Origin of the sequence: Phaeobacter gallaeciensis (assembly GCF_001678945.1) — a bacterium.
GTDB classification, from domain to species: Bacteria; Pseudomonadota; Alphaproteobacteria; order Rhodobacterales; family Rhodobacteraceae; genus Phycobacter; species Phycobacter gallaeciensis_A.
In genome coordinates this window covers 90,242-104,496 of the sequence record NZ_CP015124.1, presented here as the reverse complement: position 1 = coordinate 104,496, position 14,255 = coordinate 90,242, and the positions used below count along the sequence as shown (strand labels likewise).

The following is a 14,255-nucleotide window of genomic DNA, read 5'->3' as shown; positions in this document are numbered from 1 at the left end:
ATCAACTCTCCTGCGATTGGACGTCGCGCGGAACACGCGACAAAGAAAGCCTGAAAACTGTGTGCCCCGGTTCGGAGCTGACAGAAATCCAGCCGTCATGGTCGGCAATGATCTTGCTGACCAATGCGAGCCCCAACCCGGTGCCGTTTTCACGCCCCGAGACAAAGGGATCAAAAATGTCCTCCCTGATGGTGTCCGGCAGCCCCGGTCCATCGTCGATAATCTCGATCTGAAGCGGTAACAGTTTCCCGGTTCCATCGCTGCGGCGCAGCCGGAAGGAATGCTCGTAAAAGGTACGGATCCGAATTTTTCCGCCTTTTTTGCCAGCGGCTTCGGAGGCGTTCTTCAACAGGTTTAGGATCACCTGGAGCAGCTGATCTGCATCGCCCCAGGCCGAGGGCAAGGACGGATCGTATTCTTCGGTGATCGTCATATTGGCGCCGAACCCCAACAGCGCAGAGCGCCGGGCCCGGTCCAGAACATCGTGCAGGTTCACCGGTTTGAAATCCGGCTCCGAAAGATTGCCGAATTGTTCCACCTGCTCCAGCAGTTTCACGATCCGGCGGCTTTCGCTGACGATCAGATCGGTCAGCTCCAGATCTTCGGCCGACAGGTTCATGCTCAGCAGTTGCGCCGCGCCGGTGATCCCGGCCAGCGGGTTCTTGATCTCATGGGCCAGCATTTCCGCCATCCCGATGGCGGATTGCGCCGCCGATTTGGCGGAATGGTTCTGCGTCATCCGCCCGGCGAGTTCACGCGGGGACAGCATCAGCAGCATCATCCCCTCGTGACCGCTCACCGGGGAAATCTGCACCCCGCATTGCAGTGGCGCACGGCTGCTGGCGCCGACGTCAATGTCATTCACGAACAGGGGCGTGCCCGAACTGCGGCTGCGCGCAAAGGCATCCGTGATCGGCGCATCGATATAGATCTGGCTCCAGACCGGTTTCCCCCATCAACGCCTTGCGCGAGGTGTTGAGGAACCCCTCCGCCGCAGAATTTGCATCCGCGATCAAGTCTTCCGCATCAATCAGAAAAGCCGGGACCGGAAGCGAAGCCCATAGCGCACCATCGTCAATCACGCTGCTACCTCGTCTGTTTGCTCACTCAAAGCTGCCTCAAGAAGAACCAGAACCTGATCTGGGTCGCGCTCCGTCAGAACCGCACGGCGCAGAACGTGGCCAGTGCCTGCGGCGTCCATGTACCAACCCAGATGTTTGCGTGCGACGCGGGTGCCCAGATCGATGCCGTAGAAAGAAAGCATTGCCTGATAATGCTCTGAAACCATCTCCAAAAGCTGTTTCCCTTCGGGGACATCCGGCTTGGGCGTCTGCCAAAGATCATGCGCGATCTCGGCCAGCAGCCACGGCTTGCCCTGGGCGCCGCGGCCAATCATCACGCCATCAGCGCCGGATTGGTCCAGCGCCTGATGGGCCGCGCCCGTGCCAGTAATGTCGCCATTGGCCAGAACCGGTATATCCACCGCGTCTTTGATGGCTCGGATCGCAGCCCAATCGGCAGATCCTTTGTAGAACTGGCAACGGGTGCGGCCGTGGATAGTCACCATCTTGATACCCGCCTCCTCGGCCCGCCGCGCCACGGAAGCGGCGTTGAGGCTGTCCTCGTCCCAGCCAAGGCGGGTTTTCAGCGTCACCGGAATATCGACCGCCGCCACAACCGCCTCGATCAGCGACAAGGCGTGATCGGGCGTCTTCAACAGCGCCGAGCCGGAATAGCCATTGGTCACCTTCTTGGCCGGGCAGCCCATGTTGATATCGATAACCCGCGCGCCCCGGTCCGCAACCTGCCGGGCGGCCTCCGCCATCCAATGGGCTTCGCGTCCGGCCAGCTGAACCGCCGTATTCTCCACATCCGCGCTCAGCTCGGCCCGCTCACGCACACCGGGCTTGGCCTGCACCATTTCCTGACTGGCCACCATCTCGCTCACGGTCAGCCCAACGCCAAAGGAGCGGACCAGATCCCGAAACGGGCGGTCCGTGATTCCGGCCATCGGCGCGAGTGCGATCGGCGGTGTCATAGAGGTGGTTCCGAGGCTGAAGGGCAACTGCCTAATCCTTGTGCAACTGAGACTTTTCTAACCGGGGGCGCCGGGGAGAGACAATGAAATGGCCCCGAATGATCCAATATTCCAGATTGCCTGCCTATTTTTTAAGCGCAACCCCATGGGTGATTGCCTCTGTAACCGGCAGGTCCTAAACAGCCAAGCAAAAGCCGGAGGCTGCCTTTTGACCACTGCCGTACTTATCGTTGCCGCCGGTCGCGGAACCCGCGCTGGCGGCGGTCTTCCCAAGCAATGGCGCCCCCTGAAAGGGCGCCGCGTTATCGACTGGACCCTTGCCGCTTTTCGGCAGGCGGGGATCGAGAAGATCGTGCTGGTCCTTTCGCCCGACGACAGCGAAGCATGGGCCGAATTTCAGGGGCAGCCGGGGATTGTTCTAGCCCCAGGGGGCGATACGCGCTCCCGCTCCGTTCTGAACGGGCTGGAGGCGATCGAAGCGCAGAACATCACCCGGGTGCTGATCCACGACGCTGCCCGGCCCTGCATCGCCCCGGATTTGATTCATGCGGTAGAGGACGCGCTTGCCGCGGGGTCGGCAGCGGCTCCGGCGCTGGCGGTCACCGATGCGCTGTGGACCGGGCACGAAGGCAAAGTCACCGGCACCCGCGACCGCGACGGGCTGTTTGCCGCGCAGACACCGCAGGGCTTTCGCTATGCCGAGATCCTTGCCGCGCATCGCGCCCATCCGGGCGAGGCAGCAGACGATGTGGCCGTGGCCCGCGCTGCCGGACTTGACGTTGCCATCGTTCCGGGAAATCCAGACAATATCAAAATCACCGGCCCTGCGGATTTTGCCCGGGCCGAGGTGATCTTGGATAGAGCAGATAACGACAGGTCAGAAGAGGACAGGATGGATATCAGGCTGGGAAATGGCTACGACGTTCACAGATTTGGTGCGGGCAACCATGTTGTACTCTGCGGCGTAAAAATACCCCACGACAAGGGTTTGCAAGGCCATTCTGATGCCGACGTCGGCATGCATGCGGTCACTGACGCGATCTATGGCGCGCTGGCCGAAGGCGATATCGGCCGCCACTTCCCGCCCTCCGATCCACAGTGGAAAGGCGCGGCGAGCGACATCTTCCTGCGTCACGCCGTCGAGCTGGCGCGCAACAAAGGCTTCCAGATTTCCAACGTCGACTGCACGCTGGTTTGTGAATACCCCAAGATCACCCCGCATTCCGCAAAGATGCAGGCACAAATGGCATCGATCCTTGGCATTGATGCAGATCGGGTCTCGGTCAAGGCGACAACATCCGAACGGCTCGGCTTTACCGGGCGCAGCGAAGGGATCGCGGCGCTGGCAACCGCGGCATTGGTGAAATCATGAATATCGCAACAGCAATCGGAACCGTTCTGGGCGTCGGTTATCTGCGCCCGGCCCCCGGCACCTGGGGATCCTTGGTGGCGCTACCGCTGGCCTATGGCTTGCATCTGGTCGGCGGCTTTCCCCTGCTTGCTGCGATGACCCTCATCTGCACCGCCGCGGGTCTCTGGGCTGCAGCCGAGATGACGCGCGGCAAGGAAGACCTCGACCCGTCTGAATTCGTTATGGATGAACTGGCCGGTCAGTTCCTGGCGCTCTGGGCGATTTCCTATCCATCCTGGGCGCATGGCATCGACATCACCGCCCTATGGCCGGGCTGGGTCACGGCCTTTGTGCTGTTCCGCCTGTTCGATATCCTGAAACCCGGCCCCGTCGGCTGGGCCGACCGCAAGAAAGGCGCGGTCGGGGTGATGATGGACGATGTGATCGCTGGGATCTTTGCCGCCATTGGCGTTGCCTTGCTGGCTGGCCTGTCGCATGGGGTGCTGGGGCTGTGAGTGTTGATGTCGCCGATCTGATCGCCCGCGCCGCCAAGGCAGGCGTGACCATCGCCACCGCCGAAAGCTGCACCGGCGGTATGGTCGCAGCGGCCCTGACCGATATTCCGGGCTCATCGGCGGTGCTGGATCGTGGCTATGTCACCTATTCCAACGATGCCAAGACCCAGATGATCGGCGTGCGCCCGGAAACGTTGGACGCATTCGGCGCGGTGAGCGAGGAAGTCGCGCGGGAAATGGCCGAAGGTGCCCGCGCCCGCGCCGGAACCACCCTGGCCGTGTCGATCACCGGGATTGCCGGACCGGGCGGTTCTGAGTTCAAGCCCGAAGGCCGGGTCTGTTTTGGCCTCTCTGCCGAAGGGCGGGAAACTCATGTGGAGACCATCGAATTTGGCGCCCTAGGCCGCCCGCAGGTTCGCGCCGCCAGCCGGGATCATGCCCTTTCCCTGCTGGAACGGGTCATTTCACATTAAGTCCATAAAGCGGGCAAAAGGCCGCATTTCCCGCTCAAATATTAATCGCTTCGCTAAAAGCTGCAAAAAACAGCACTTCAGCACCGCATGATGCTTCTTTTGGCATCTCTCTTGCGTTTTGTCGGCCTCCAACCACTCAATCTTGATGGAAGGAACCCAAAATGAACGGAGCTGATACAGCCTGGATCATTGTGGCGACGGCTTTGGTGCTCTTCATGACGCTCCCCGGTCTCGCGTTGTTTTACGGCGGGCTGGTACGTGCCCGAAATGTGCTCAGCGTTTTCATGCACTGCTATGCAATTGCCTGTTTGATGAGCGTTCTGTGGCTGGTCGCGGGATACTCCATCGCATTCGGCGGCGGCACCAGCGGTTACTGGGGCGGGCTGGACAAGCTGTTCCTGAGCGGCGTTGATGCAGACAGCCTGGCAGGCACCCTGCCCGAGGTGCTGTTCTTTGCCTTCCAGATGACATTTGCCATCATCACACCAGCGCTGATCGTCGGCGCCTACGTGGAGCGGGTTGGGTTTGGCTTTGTGCTGACCTTCTCCGGGCTGTGGATGCTCCTCTGCTATGCGCCTGTGGTGCATTGGATCTGGGGCGGCGGCATGCTGTCAGATGGCGGCATCTTTGGCGACATCGGCGTGCGTGATTTTGCCGGCGGGATCGTGGTGCATGAAACCGCAGGCCTTGCCGCGATCATCATTGCCGTCTTCCTTGGGCCGCGCAAAAACAGTACGACCCCGCCACACAATCCCGGCTTCGTGGTCATCGGTGCAGCCATGCTCTGGGTTGGTTGGTTCGGCTTCAACGGCGGCTCGCAACTGGCAGCAGACGGCGGCGCAGCCATGGCGCTGACCGTGACGCATATTTCCGCCGCCACCGCATCGCTGACCTGGGCGCTATGGGAAAAGATCAAATACGGCAAAGCCTCGGTTGTCGGCATCGTCACCGGCACCATCGCAGGCCTTGCCTCGATCACCCCGGCCAGCGGTTTTGTCGGCCCGGTTGAAGCGCTGATCATCGGCGCCATCGCGGGTATCCTGTGCCAGGAAGCGGTCAATCTGGTGCGCAATGTGCTGAAGATCGACGACACGCTGGATGTCTTTGCCGTGCACGGCGTTGGCGGCATCTTCGGTACCATCATGATTGCCGTCTTTGGTGCAGGCAGCTGGGCCGCGCAACTGGGCGGTCTGGCGGTCGTCGGGATCTTCACAACGGTTGTCACTGTGGTTCTGGTCAAAGTGGTCGCTGCTGTCACCGCCCTGCGCGTCGATGCCGAAGCCGAAACCAACGGTCTGGATATCTCGGCCCATGGTGAACGGGCCTACGATCTGTCCAGTTAAGACAACAACTTAGAGAATTGAAATTCCTGAGGCAGGCCCCTTTTTTTGAAGGGGCCTGTTTTGTGTCAGCCGGTGTCACTGCGCGGCGAGTGTCAAGGTTGCCCCGGCCACCAAGGCAGGAGACTAGCCGTAAAGTTCCGCCGCCCGCCGTTCGAATGCGCGCACGATGCGCTGCATTGCCTCGTTAAACACCACGCCAATGATGCCCTGAAGCACCGCGTTCTTGAACTCGAAATCGACAAAGAAATCGACATTGCAACCGCCATCGGGACGATCTTCGAAAGACCAGTTGGATTTCATGTAGCGGAACGGACCGTCGAGGTATTCGGTATCGATCTTGCGCGTAACAGGAAACAGGGTCACCCGGCTGCCAAAGCGTTCGCGGAACACTTTGAAGGAGATCACCAGATCGGCCTCCATAACCTCAGCATCGCCCTGTGGCGTCACGCTGCGGATCCGGGCTGCGGCGCACCAAGGCAGGAATTTGGGATATTGCGCCACATCCGCCACCAGATCGTACATCTGCTGTGCTGAATAAGGCAGCTGGCGGGTTTCCGAATGGGTGGGCATGGTTTCGTCGAATTTCCTGCTATGATCGTGCCGCGTCATGTCCTATGAACGCGCGGGAATTTCAAGGGGTCAGCCATGTCACAGCGTCCATATGTCATCGATGTGATGATTTCAGCCAAGGCCATCGCCGCACGGATCGAAGAGCTTTGCGGCGATATCCACGCCGAATTCGGAGACACCGACAAGCTGGTTGTCGTCGGCCTGTTGCGCGGCAGTTTCGTCTTTATCGCCGATCTGGTGCGGGAACTGGACCTGCCGATCGAGGTCGATTTCCTTGAGGCGTCCTCCTATGGCGACGGCATGGAGAGCAGCCGGGAAGTGCGCATTCTCAAGGACTTGCGCGGCGCCATTGAAGGTCGCGACGTGCTGGTCGTGGAGGATATCGTTGACACCGGTCACACGCTGAACCACGTGATCGGCCTTTTGAACAGCCGCAAGCCCGCACGGCTCAAATCCATTGCGCTGCTCGACAAACCCTCGCGCCGCGAGGTGGATTTCCGCGCCGACTGGATCGGCTTTGAAATCCCCGATGAATTCGTCGTCGGCTACGGCATCGATTTTGCGCAGCGCAACCGTAACCTACCCCATATCGGCAAAGTCCGCTTTACTGACGACGGCGCCTGATCCCGCGACATAGTCTGGCATCGGCGGCAACCTCGTTCAGTGGTTGCCACCTGGCGCCTGGTTCAGAACAGCGTCGATTGCAGCGGCAAAGATCGCAGACCCAACGGGGATAAGCTCATCCGGGAAATCATAATCCGGATTGTGAAGCTGCGGCATGGTCTCGCCTGCGCCGAGCCAGAACATAGCGGATTTGGCTACTTTGGAGAATTGACCAAAATCCTCTGACCACGGCTGTGGAACCTGCCACAACTGCGCTGGGTAACCCGCTGTTTCTGCGCCAAAAGACAAGATCTCGGTTGCCTCAGGGTGGTTGGTGCACGCATCAAAGACATCGTCATAGGAAACGGTGTATTCCAGCCCCTCTGCCGCGCAGACCTCTGCAAGAACCGCGTTGGCCTCCTCCGTCAACTGCTCCATCCGGACATCGGTGACGGTGCGCAGGGTGACCCAGATTTCCGCCTCTCCCGGCGCGATGCCGAATGTCGGCTCCCCCAGCCAGGCGTGGGTCAGGGTTACGCGGGCGAAATCGGCGGACATCTCTCCGCCCGGCCCCAGTGCCACCAGTCCCGGCATCAGTTTGGTCAGTGCCCCGGCTGGGGATACCCCGTCCTGCGGCGCCGCTGCATGGGAGGTCTTGCCCATCAGCCGGATCCGCATGCCGCGCGACGCGCAATTTGCGGGTCCTTGACACAGGGCCACCGCACCGGCAGCGAGACCCGGATAGTTGTGAAGTGCAAAGGCATAGTCGGGTTTGATGCGTTCAAATTGCGGATCTGCAATAACAGCCGCAGCGCCCTTGCCGGTTTCCTCGGCGGGTTGGAACAGCAGCACCACCCGGCCCATTTGCGGACGGGTGCGCGCCAGATCCTCCGCCAGGGCGGAAACCATCACCATATGGCCGTCATGACCGCACAGATGCCCGCGCCCCGCATGGGTCGAGCGATAGTCGGCGCTCGACACTTCCTCGATCGGCAACCCATCCAGCTCACAACGGATCAGCACCGTCGGCCCCTCAACAGCGCCACGATAGACGGCCGCAACGCCGTGTCCGCCCAGCCCGGTCAAAATCTCATCCGGAGCGTGTTGGCGCAAATACTCCGCGACCACATCGGCGGTTTTTTCTTCACAGCCAGAGACTTCCGGGATTGTGTGAAGCCTGTGGCGCAGCGCGGTCAGCTGCGCCAGACGCTCAGGCGTCATGCCCGCCCCAGCCTTGCATTCCGCGCCTCGCGCAGCCGGGCAAAGTCATCCCCTGCGTGATAGGACGACCGGGTCAACGGCGTGGCCGAGACCATCAGGAAGCCCTTGCCGTAGGCCGCCTTTTCGTAAGAGGCGAATTCCTCGGGTGTCACAAAACGATCCACTGCGTGGTGTTTCGGGGTCGGCTGCAGATACTGGCCGATGGTCAGGAAATCGATATCCGCAGCGCGCATGTCGTCCATCACCTGCTTCACCGCCTGCGCGTCCTCGCCCAGCCCCACCATGATGCCCGATTTGGTGAACATCGACGGATCCAGCTCCTTCACCCGCTGCAAAAGGCGCAGCGAATGGAAATACCGCGCGCCCGGACGTACCTCGGGGTACAGACCCGGCACCGTTTCCAGATTGTGGTTGAACACATCCGGACGAGCCTCGACCACGGTTTCCAGCACTTCCGGCGCACATTTGATGAAATCCGGGGTCAGGATCTCGATCGTGGTCTTCGGGCTCCGGTGGCGGACGGCCCGGATCGTTTGAGCGAAATGCTCGGCGCCGCCGTCATCAATATCGTCGCGGTCAACGGATGTGATCACAACGTGGTTGAGCCCCAGTTTTTCCACCGCATGGGCGACCCGGCCCGGCTCAAAGGCGTCCAGTTCCTCGGGCGGCTTGCCGGTGGCAATGTTGCAGAAGGTGCAGGCCCGGGTGCAAACTTCACCCATGATCATCATGGTGGCGTGGCCCTGGCTCCAGCATTCGCCCACATTGGGGCAGCCGGCCTCTTCACAGACGGTCACAAGATTGTTTTCCCGCATGATCTTGTGGGTGTCGGCATAGCCTTTTCCACCCGGCGCCTTCACGCGAATCCAGCTGGGTTTCTTCGGCTGTTCGTTATCGGGGCGGTGCGCCTTTTCCGGGTGGCGCTGCGCGGGGATTTTCAGGTCTCTCACGGGTTTTTCCCTTGCGGCAACTGTTCATCCGCTGATGTATCACAGCCGCAGAGCAATGACACGGCCATTTCTGCAACCCTGGTTTCACCCTTTCGCAACCGCCGCCGAACCGCGCCTTCAGCGGCATCGTGCCAGTCTTGTGATCATCCATCTCTGCAATGCGGCGCTGAACATTGCTTGTGCAGCATTCCCCATTGCAGCGTTTGCGCAAGTTTATTAAGCCAGCGCCCAGAACCGATTTTCACCATATGGAGACCGACATGAAAGCTGGCGTCAAACTGCCCGAGGTAACCTTCCACACCCGCGTTCGCGACGAAGCGATCGAAGGCCCGAACCCGTTCCGCTGGGAAGACAAAACCACCGCCGACTATTTCGCGGGCAAGCGCGTTGTGCTGTTCTCGCTGCCGGGCGCCTTCACCCCGACATGCTCCACCTACCAGCTGCCCGGTTTCGAAAACGGCTTTGCCGATTTCAAAGCCGAAGGTATCGATGCGATCTACTGCATGTCGGTCAACGACAGCTTTGTGATGAACAAATGGGCGGAATCGCAGAACCTTGAAAACGTTCAGGTTATCCCGGACGGTTCCGGCGAGTTCACCCGCAAGATGGGCATGCTGGTGGCCAAGGACAACCTCGGCTTTGGCGCGCGCAGCTGGCGTTATGCCGCCATCGTCAAGGACGGTGTCGTCGAAGCCTGGTTCGAAGAGCCCGGCCTGTCGGACAACCACGCCGAAGATCCCTATGGCGTCTCCTCGCCCGAAACCGTGCTGAACTACCTGAAAACCGCCAAGGCGGAAGTTGCAGCCTGATCTTCAGGCCTCCTGATCTTCAGCGGGCGCGCCCGGCGCGTGCCCGCTGTCCTGCCTGCACTGGCTGACAATCCCTTCCCCCACTGATCTGACGACCTCGGCCAGTTGTTCGAACCGGCCTTCGCCATCGGTTGAATCGCGTCGCACCAGCCCGATACGCCTATATGGCTGCGGCTCGGGGAACCTCTGTACTCGCAATCCTTCTGCACCGCCGCATTCTGCCTGCGCGGCAATTTCCGGCATCAGGGTCAGGCCGAATCCTGCCGCAACCAGTCGTGACAGGGTGGCCAGCGATCCCGCCCCCATATTGATTTCCGGCGCGGTACGTTGCATCCCGCAGATATCAAGCGCCTGATCGGTCAGGCAGTGCCCATCCTCCAGCAGCATCAGCTGCTCTGATCGCAGATCCTGCGGGCGAATGCCGGGACCATGGGCATTGATCTGCTCCAGACGGTTGCAGGAGCCCGCCAGCAGGAACCGGTCGCGAAACAATTCAACCTCGACCAGACCATTACCGCCACTGGGCAAGGCCAGCACCGCTGCATCCAGCTCCCCGGCCTGCAACAAGGCCAGTAAACGCTCTGTCGTGGCCTCCCGCACTTGAATCGCCAACTGTAGATCAACCGCGCGCAGCTGCGCCAGCGTTCCGGGTAGTAGATAGGGCGCAACGGTGGGAATCACCCCAAGGACAAGACTACGTCGTCCGCTGCTTTGATCCCGGGCCGTGCGCGCCAGGGTCTCGGCCGCCTGAAGCACCGCGTCGGCCTGCGCCAGCACCTGCCGCCCCAGCGGGGTTAGCACCACATCGCGGGCCCGGCGTTCCACCAACGGGCCACCCATCACGTCCTCAAGCGCGCGGATCTGAACCGACAGCGCCGGTTGGGAGACATGACAGGCCTCGGCCGCACGGCCAAAGTTCCTGTGGGCGCATAGCGCCTGAAAATAGGTCAGTTGTCGCAGAGTGAAGTTCATAGCTTCTATTTATCCCAGCCAAACAAAACCACAAGCCATAGTTATCATCCGATCAGTCTTTCCTTCTCTCCCTCCTGCCCGCAGGATTCGTAGTGGGATTGCAGCTGCTGCAGGGCGATGCGCAGCACAATCTTTCCAGATCGCGCCGACCAGCCAAGCTGCCGCTCTGCCGCCTCAAGCCCTTCAAGGTAGCAACAACAGCGCAGGGCGATATCGCTGAGCCCGGCGCCAAGGGCCGCCAGTGCCCGCCGCGCCCGGTCCCGGGCCGCCCGGGCTGTTGCGCTTGGCATCGGGGTTGGTTCAGGTCTGGCACAGGACTCACCGCCGAAATAAGCCGCCTCCTGCATCAGGTGATTGCCGATCTGGGCCACTTCGAAATCCTCGCGCAGACGTTTGCCGACCTGAACCAGGTCGGGCGGCAGGAAGGGCTCACCGTTCTTGTCGATAAGCCGCGCCAACATATCCATCGGTGTCTCCCCGCCGCCATAACGCGTGCGCCTGGGGCGTGGCGATTGTCCTTTGTGGCTGCTGGGGCCCCCGGCAAGGGCCGCGATTCCGTTTTCGGCACGGTTGCGTGCCTTGTTCTCACGCTCGGCGACCAGCCGGGTCAGAAGGTTACGACCGCTACTGGTGATCTGGTAGCGGCTGAGCCGTCCGGACCGGGTGCAATCAATCCAGGTCAACAGCGCCATCGCCCCGGCCAGCCCGCGGCTCACCGACAGCTTCGCCTCGACCGGATCGCCCTGCCGGACCACCACAGCGGTTTCCATACCCTCGGCCACCGCCAGAACAGCGCCGGGTTGCGCAAGACGCGTGAGGATTTCAACAGAACGGGACTCAAGTAGGGCAGTTTTCGAAGGCGGCAGCGCCCCGCTTTCCCCAGCCCCAGAATGCCAACACGCCAGCGCAGTCAGAATGCTATCGATCAACGGGTCGTCGCGCCGGATCTCAATCCGGCGCACCTGCCGCAGCACCGTAGACGGATGACAGCCCGCCTGACGGGCCAGTTGCCGGATCGATTGCCCTGTTTCCGTATGCTGCAGATACCTTTGCGCATCCTCTGGAAGCCAGTCCGGCAGCTTCGAAACAGATAGTGTACCCATGATATCAGATCCCCGACTGTTGTTCAGGGAATAATCCACGGGGCACCCCCATGGTTACCCACAAGGGGATCGCGTCCTACTCACCTGTTTTTAAACAAAACTTCGCGTCCGACCATCATTCATTTCAAATTTATATCAATCAACCGACAATACAGCGCGCGCTAGTATGCCCTGCGCCGCAACACCCGCTTTAGTTGTGTTACGACATCGCCGCCCGTCGTCACAGAAAGGACCCGCGCGATGCAAGATGCTCTTAGCCGCCTAGCGGCGTTGCACCGACCCCGCCTTCTTGTCCGCACCGCCAGAATTGGCGCCAGCAGCTACCTGCGGGAGAAGAGCCTGAACCGATTGCTGGGATATGGCGCCCGGCCCAGCCCGTCGGCAGCGATCCTGAAACTGTTGGACATGGAGTATGAGCTCAACGCATGCCGCCTGCTGCGCGATGCGGGGTATGACCTGCGCCGCCATATCGAGGTGCTGATCGCGCTGATGGGAGAGGCAAATCTCCTGCGGAGCAGTAAGGAAACATGATCCTCTCGGGGCGTTACTCATTCGACAGAACAGAAAAAGGCGGCAGCCGCATGGCCACCGCCTTAAAGGACCGCCCATGCCGGACAGCCCCCAGCTTTCCGAGGCTTACAGGAAGGAATCCGGCATGGATGCCTTTTTCTCGGCCACGTAGGCTTCCAATGCATCCTTGATCGCCGGGTCCAGCGCAGGCGGCTGATAGGTCGCCAGCAGGTGATCAACCCGCGCAGAGGCCAGCGCATAGGTGTCGCGTGCGCCTTCCTCTTCCCAGGTTTCAAAGGGCTTGTAATCCAGCAGATCGGATTTCCAGAACGCTGTTTTGAAGTTCGCCTGCGTATGGGCGCAGCCCAGATAATGGCCGCCGGGACCTACTTCGCGGATGGCATCCATCGCCTGATCGTCTTCGCTGACGGTGACGCCCTTGGCCAACCCATGCAGCACGCCCAGCTGATCTGCATCCATCACGAATTTTTCGAAATCAGCCACCAGTCCGCCTTCGAGCCAGCCACAGGAGTGCAGCATGAAGTTGACGCCAGACATCAGCCCCATGTTGAGCGAGTTTGCCGTTTCATAGGCGGCTTGCGCATCGGGCAGTTTCGAGCCGCAGAACGACCCGGCCGAACGGAACGGCAGCCCCAGGCGCCGCGCCAGCTGGCCGGCACCATAGGTCACCAGCGAGGCTTCGGGCGTGCCAAAGGTCGGTGCGCCGGAGTTCATATCGATGGAAGAAACGAAGGCGCCGAAAATGACCGGAGCGCCAGGACGGATCAGCTGGCTATAGGCCACACCGGCCAGAACCTCGGCCAGAACCTGCGTCAGCGTGCCCGCCACCGACACCGGCGCCATGGCGCCACCAACGATAAAGGGCGAAATGATGCAGGCCTGGTTGTTCTTGGCATAGACTTCCAGCGCGCCCATCATCACATCGTCGAACGTCATCGGCGAGTTGATGTTGATGAGCGAGGTCATCACGGTGTTGTCCTGTACGAACTCCTTGCCGAACAAGACGCCGCACATATCAACCGAATCCTGCGCGCGGCTCGGCTCGGTGACCGATCCCATGAAGGGTTTGTCGCTAAGCGTCATATGCGCCAGCAGCATGTCGAGGTGCCGCTTGTTGACAGGCACGTCGGTGGGCTCACACACGGTGCCACCGGAATGGTGCAGCCATTTGGACATATAGCCAAGCTTCACGAACTTCTGGAAATCCTCCAGCGTCGCATAGCGACGGCCGCCTTTGGCATCGCGCACGAAGGGCGGGCCATAGATCGGGGCCAGCACCAGATTTTTGCCACCGATCTCGACGCTTTTCTCTGGATTGCGCGCGTGCTGGGTGAAGGTGCTCGGCGCCGTTTCACACAGTTTGCGGGCCAGACCACGGGGAATACGGACCCGCTCGCCCTGAACATCCGCACCAGCGGCCTTCCAGCGCTCCAGTGCTGCAGGATTATCGACGAAGTTGACGCCGACCTCTTCGAGAATGGTCTCGGCGTTGGTCTCGATAATCTCTATGGCTTCCTCAGTCAGAACTTCAAAGTTCGGAATGTTCCGCTCAATGTACTTGGCGGTTTCGATCTTGATGCTCGAACGTTCGGCGCGACGGGCGGCGCCTCCGCCCCCCCGGCTGCGCCGGCGCGGTGCTGCTTCAGTCATTGTTTTTCCTCACCAAAGCCGTGTCATTGACCTCGTGTCTACGCCCTTGCCCCGGCGCGGCGCCGAAGGATAACGGCCAATCAGGTTGAAAACCGACATATTCGCGGCAAAATTTCTGGGCACTTC

The 14,255-nt window shown here is 60.9% G+C and carries 14 protein-coding genes and 1 pseudogene; 7 read left to right on the top strand and 8 right to left on the bottom strand.

Annotated elements, in window-relative coordinates:
* Nucleotide 1 precedes the first annotated feature (1 nt).
* Together JL2886_RS00500 and dusB are read right to left on the bottom strand one after the other, a co-directional pair.
* Nucleotides 2-1,082, bottom strand: a pseudogene (locus tag JL2886_RS00500) (two-component system sensor histidine kinase NtrB).
* Complete coding sequence (gene dusB / locus JL2886_RS00495; protein ID WP_065270222.1) at nucleotides 1,079-2,065, bottom strand: tRNA dihydrouridine synthase DusB; 987 nt, start codon at nucleotides 2,063-2,065, stop codon at nucleotides 1,079-1,081. Before dusB ends, JL2886_RS00500 begins: the two are co-directional and overlap by 4 nt.
* Nucleotides 2,066-2,246: 181 nt before the next feature.
* On the opposite strand from dusB, the gene JL2886_RS00490 reads away from it, so the two are divergent.
* The 4 genes from JL2886_RS00490 to JL2886_RS00475 all read left to right on the top strand — a co-directional run bounded on the left by JL2886_RS00490 (nucleotide 2,247) and on the right by JL2886_RS00475 (nucleotide 5,720).
* Entirely contained in the window at nucleotides 2,247-3,410 is a 1,164-nt protein-coding gene (locus JL2886_RS00490) for a bifunctional 2-C-methyl-D-erythritol 4-phosphate cytidylyltransferase/2-C-methyl-D-erythritol 2,4-cyclodiphosphate synthase (protein WP_065273453.1), read from the top strand.
* On the top strand, nucleotides 3,407-3,904 hold the full coding sequence (locus JL2886_RS00485) for a phosphatidylglycerophosphatase A (protein WP_065270221.1): 498 nt from the start codon (nucleotides 3,407-3,409) through the stop codon (nucleotides 3,902-3,904). Before JL2886_RS00490 ends, JL2886_RS00485 begins: the two co-directional genes overlap by 4 nt.
* Entirely contained in the window at nucleotides 3,901-4,377 is a 477-nt protein-coding gene (locus JL2886_RS00480) for a CinA family protein (protein WP_065270220.1), read from the top strand. The genes JL2886_RS00485 and JL2886_RS00480 overlap by 4 nt, the downstream gene beginning before the upstream one ends.
* A 161-nt stretch (nucleotides 4,378-4,538) precedes the next feature.
* Nucleotides 4,539-5,720 (top strand): ammonium transporter, encoded by a 1,182-nt coding sequence (locus JL2886_RS00475; RefSeq protein WP_065270219.1) that lies wholly within the window; start codon nucleotides 4,539-4,541, stop codon nucleotides 5,718-5,720.
* Between the two features lie 123 nt (nucleotides 5,721-5,843).
* On the opposite strand, the gene JL2886_RS00470 is transcribed toward JL2886_RS00475, so the two are convergent.
* Nucleotides 5,844-6,290: a type II toxin-antitoxin system RatA family toxin gene (locus JL2886_RS00470; protein WP_065273452.1), complete on the bottom strand. Its 447-nt coding sequence runs from the start codon at nucleotides 6,288-6,290 to the stop codon at nucleotides 5,844-5,846.
* Nucleotides 6,291-6,365: 75 nt separating this feature from the next.
* On the opposite strand from JL2886_RS00470, the gene hpt reads away from it, so the two are divergent.
* A complete protein-coding gene (gene hpt / locus JL2886_RS00465; RefSeq protein ID WP_065270218.1) occupies nucleotides 6,366-6,914 on the top strand; it encodes a hypoxanthine phosphoribosyltransferase in 549 nt (182 codons plus the stop codon).
* Nucleotides 6,915-6,950: 36 nt separating this feature from the next.
* Here hpt and JL2886_RS00460 read toward each other — a convergent pair whose 3' ends face one another.
* Both JL2886_RS00460 and lipA read right to left on the bottom strand, forming a co-directional pair.
* Complete coding sequence (locus JL2886_RS00460; RefSeq protein WP_065270217.1) at nucleotides 6,951-8,114, bottom strand: amidohydrolase; 1,164 nt, start codon at nucleotides 8,112-8,114, stop codon at nucleotides 6,951-6,953.
* Nucleotides 8,111-9,064 (bottom strand): lipoyl synthase, encoded by a 954-nt coding sequence (lipA, locus tag JL2886_RS00455; RefSeq protein ID WP_065270216.1) that lies wholly within the window; start codon nucleotides 9,062-9,064, stop codon nucleotides 8,111-8,113. The genes JL2886_RS00460 and lipA overlap by 4 nt, the downstream gene beginning before the upstream one ends.
* A gap of 260 nt (nucleotides 9,065-9,324) precedes the next feature.
* Between lipA and JL2886_RS00450 the strand changes: the two genes are divergently transcribed.
* Complete coding sequence (locus tag JL2886_RS00450) at nucleotides 9,325-9,873, top strand: peroxiredoxin (protein WP_065273451.1); 549 nt, start codon at nucleotides 9,325-9,327, stop codon at nucleotides 9,871-9,873.
* Between the two features lie 3 nt (nucleotides 9,874-9,876).
* On the opposite strand, the gene JL2886_RS00445 is transcribed toward JL2886_RS00450, so the two are convergent.
* Nucleotides 9,877-10,845, bottom strand: coding sequence for a LysR substrate-binding domain-containing protein (locus JL2886_RS00445; protein ID WP_065270215.1), 969 nt, complete (start codon nucleotides 10,843-10,845; stop codon nucleotides 9,877-9,879).
* Nucleotides 10,846-10,889: 44 nt separating this feature from the next.
* Entirely contained in the window at nucleotides 10,890-11,948 is a 1,059-nt protein-coding gene (locus JL2886_RS00440) for a DUF6456 domain-containing protein (RefSeq protein WP_065270214.1), read from the bottom strand.
* Nucleotides 11,949-12,188: 240 nt separating this feature from the next.
* On the opposite strand from JL2886_RS00440, the gene JL2886_RS00435 reads away from it, so the two are divergent.
* Nucleotides 12,189-12,479 (top strand): DUF6477 family protein, encoded by a 291-nt coding sequence (locus JL2886_RS00435; RefSeq protein ID WP_065270213.1) that lies wholly within the window; start codon nucleotides 12,189-12,191, stop codon nucleotides 12,477-12,479.
* Between the two features lie 105 nt (nucleotides 12,480-12,584).
* Here JL2886_RS00435 and JL2886_RS00430 read toward each other — a convergent pair whose 3' ends face one another.
* Nucleotides 12,585-14,129: a trimethylamine methyltransferase family protein gene (locus JL2886_RS00430; RefSeq protein WP_065270212.1), complete on the bottom strand. Its 1,545-nt coding sequence runs from the start codon at nucleotides 14,127-14,129 to the stop codon at nucleotides 12,585-12,587.
* Nucleotides 14,130-14,255 lie beyond the last annotated feature (126 nt).

Bases quoted from the DNA above. Each gene is read 5' to 3' on its own strand.
- JL2886_RS00470 (WP_065273452.1), bottom strand. From the start codon at position 6,290: ATGCCCACCCATTCGGAAACCCGCCAGCTGCCTTATTCAGCACAGCAG.
- JL2886_RS00445 (WP_065270215.1), bottom strand. From the start codon at position 10,845: ATGAACTTCACTCTGCGACAACTGACCTATTTTCAGGCGCTATGCGCC.
- JL2886_RS00460 (WP_065270217.1), bottom strand. From the start codon at position 8,114: ATGACGCCTGAGCGTCTGGCGCAGCTGACCGCGCTGCGCCACAGGCTT.
- JL2886_RS00485 (WP_065270221.1), top strand. From the start codon at position 3,407: ATGAATATCGCAACAGCAATCGGAACCGTTCTGGGCGTCGGTTATCTG.
- JL2886_RS00450 (WP_065273451.1), top strand. From the start codon at position 9,325: ATGAAAGCTGGCGTCAAACTGCCCGAGGTAACCTTCCACACCCGCGTT.
- JL2886_RS00475 (WP_065270219.1), top strand. From the start codon at position 4,539: ATGAACGGAGCTGATACAGCCTGGATCATTGTGGCGACGGCTTTGGTG.
- JL2886_RS00435 (WP_065270213.1), top strand. From the start codon at position 12,189: ATGCAAGATGCTCTTAGCCGCCTAGCGGCGTTGCACCGACCCCGCCTT.
- JL2886_RS00430 (WP_065270212.1), bottom strand. From the start codon at position 14,129: ATGACTGAAGCAGCACCGCGCCGGCGCAGCCGGGGGGGCGGAGGCGCC.
- JL2886_RS00440 (WP_065270214.1), bottom strand. From the start codon at position 11,948: ATGGGTACACTATCTGTTTCGAAGCTGCCGGACTGGCTTCCAGAGGAT.
- hpt (WP_065270218.1), top strand. From the start codon at position 6,366: ATGTCACAGCGTCCATATGTCATCGATGTGATGATTTCAGCCAAGGCC.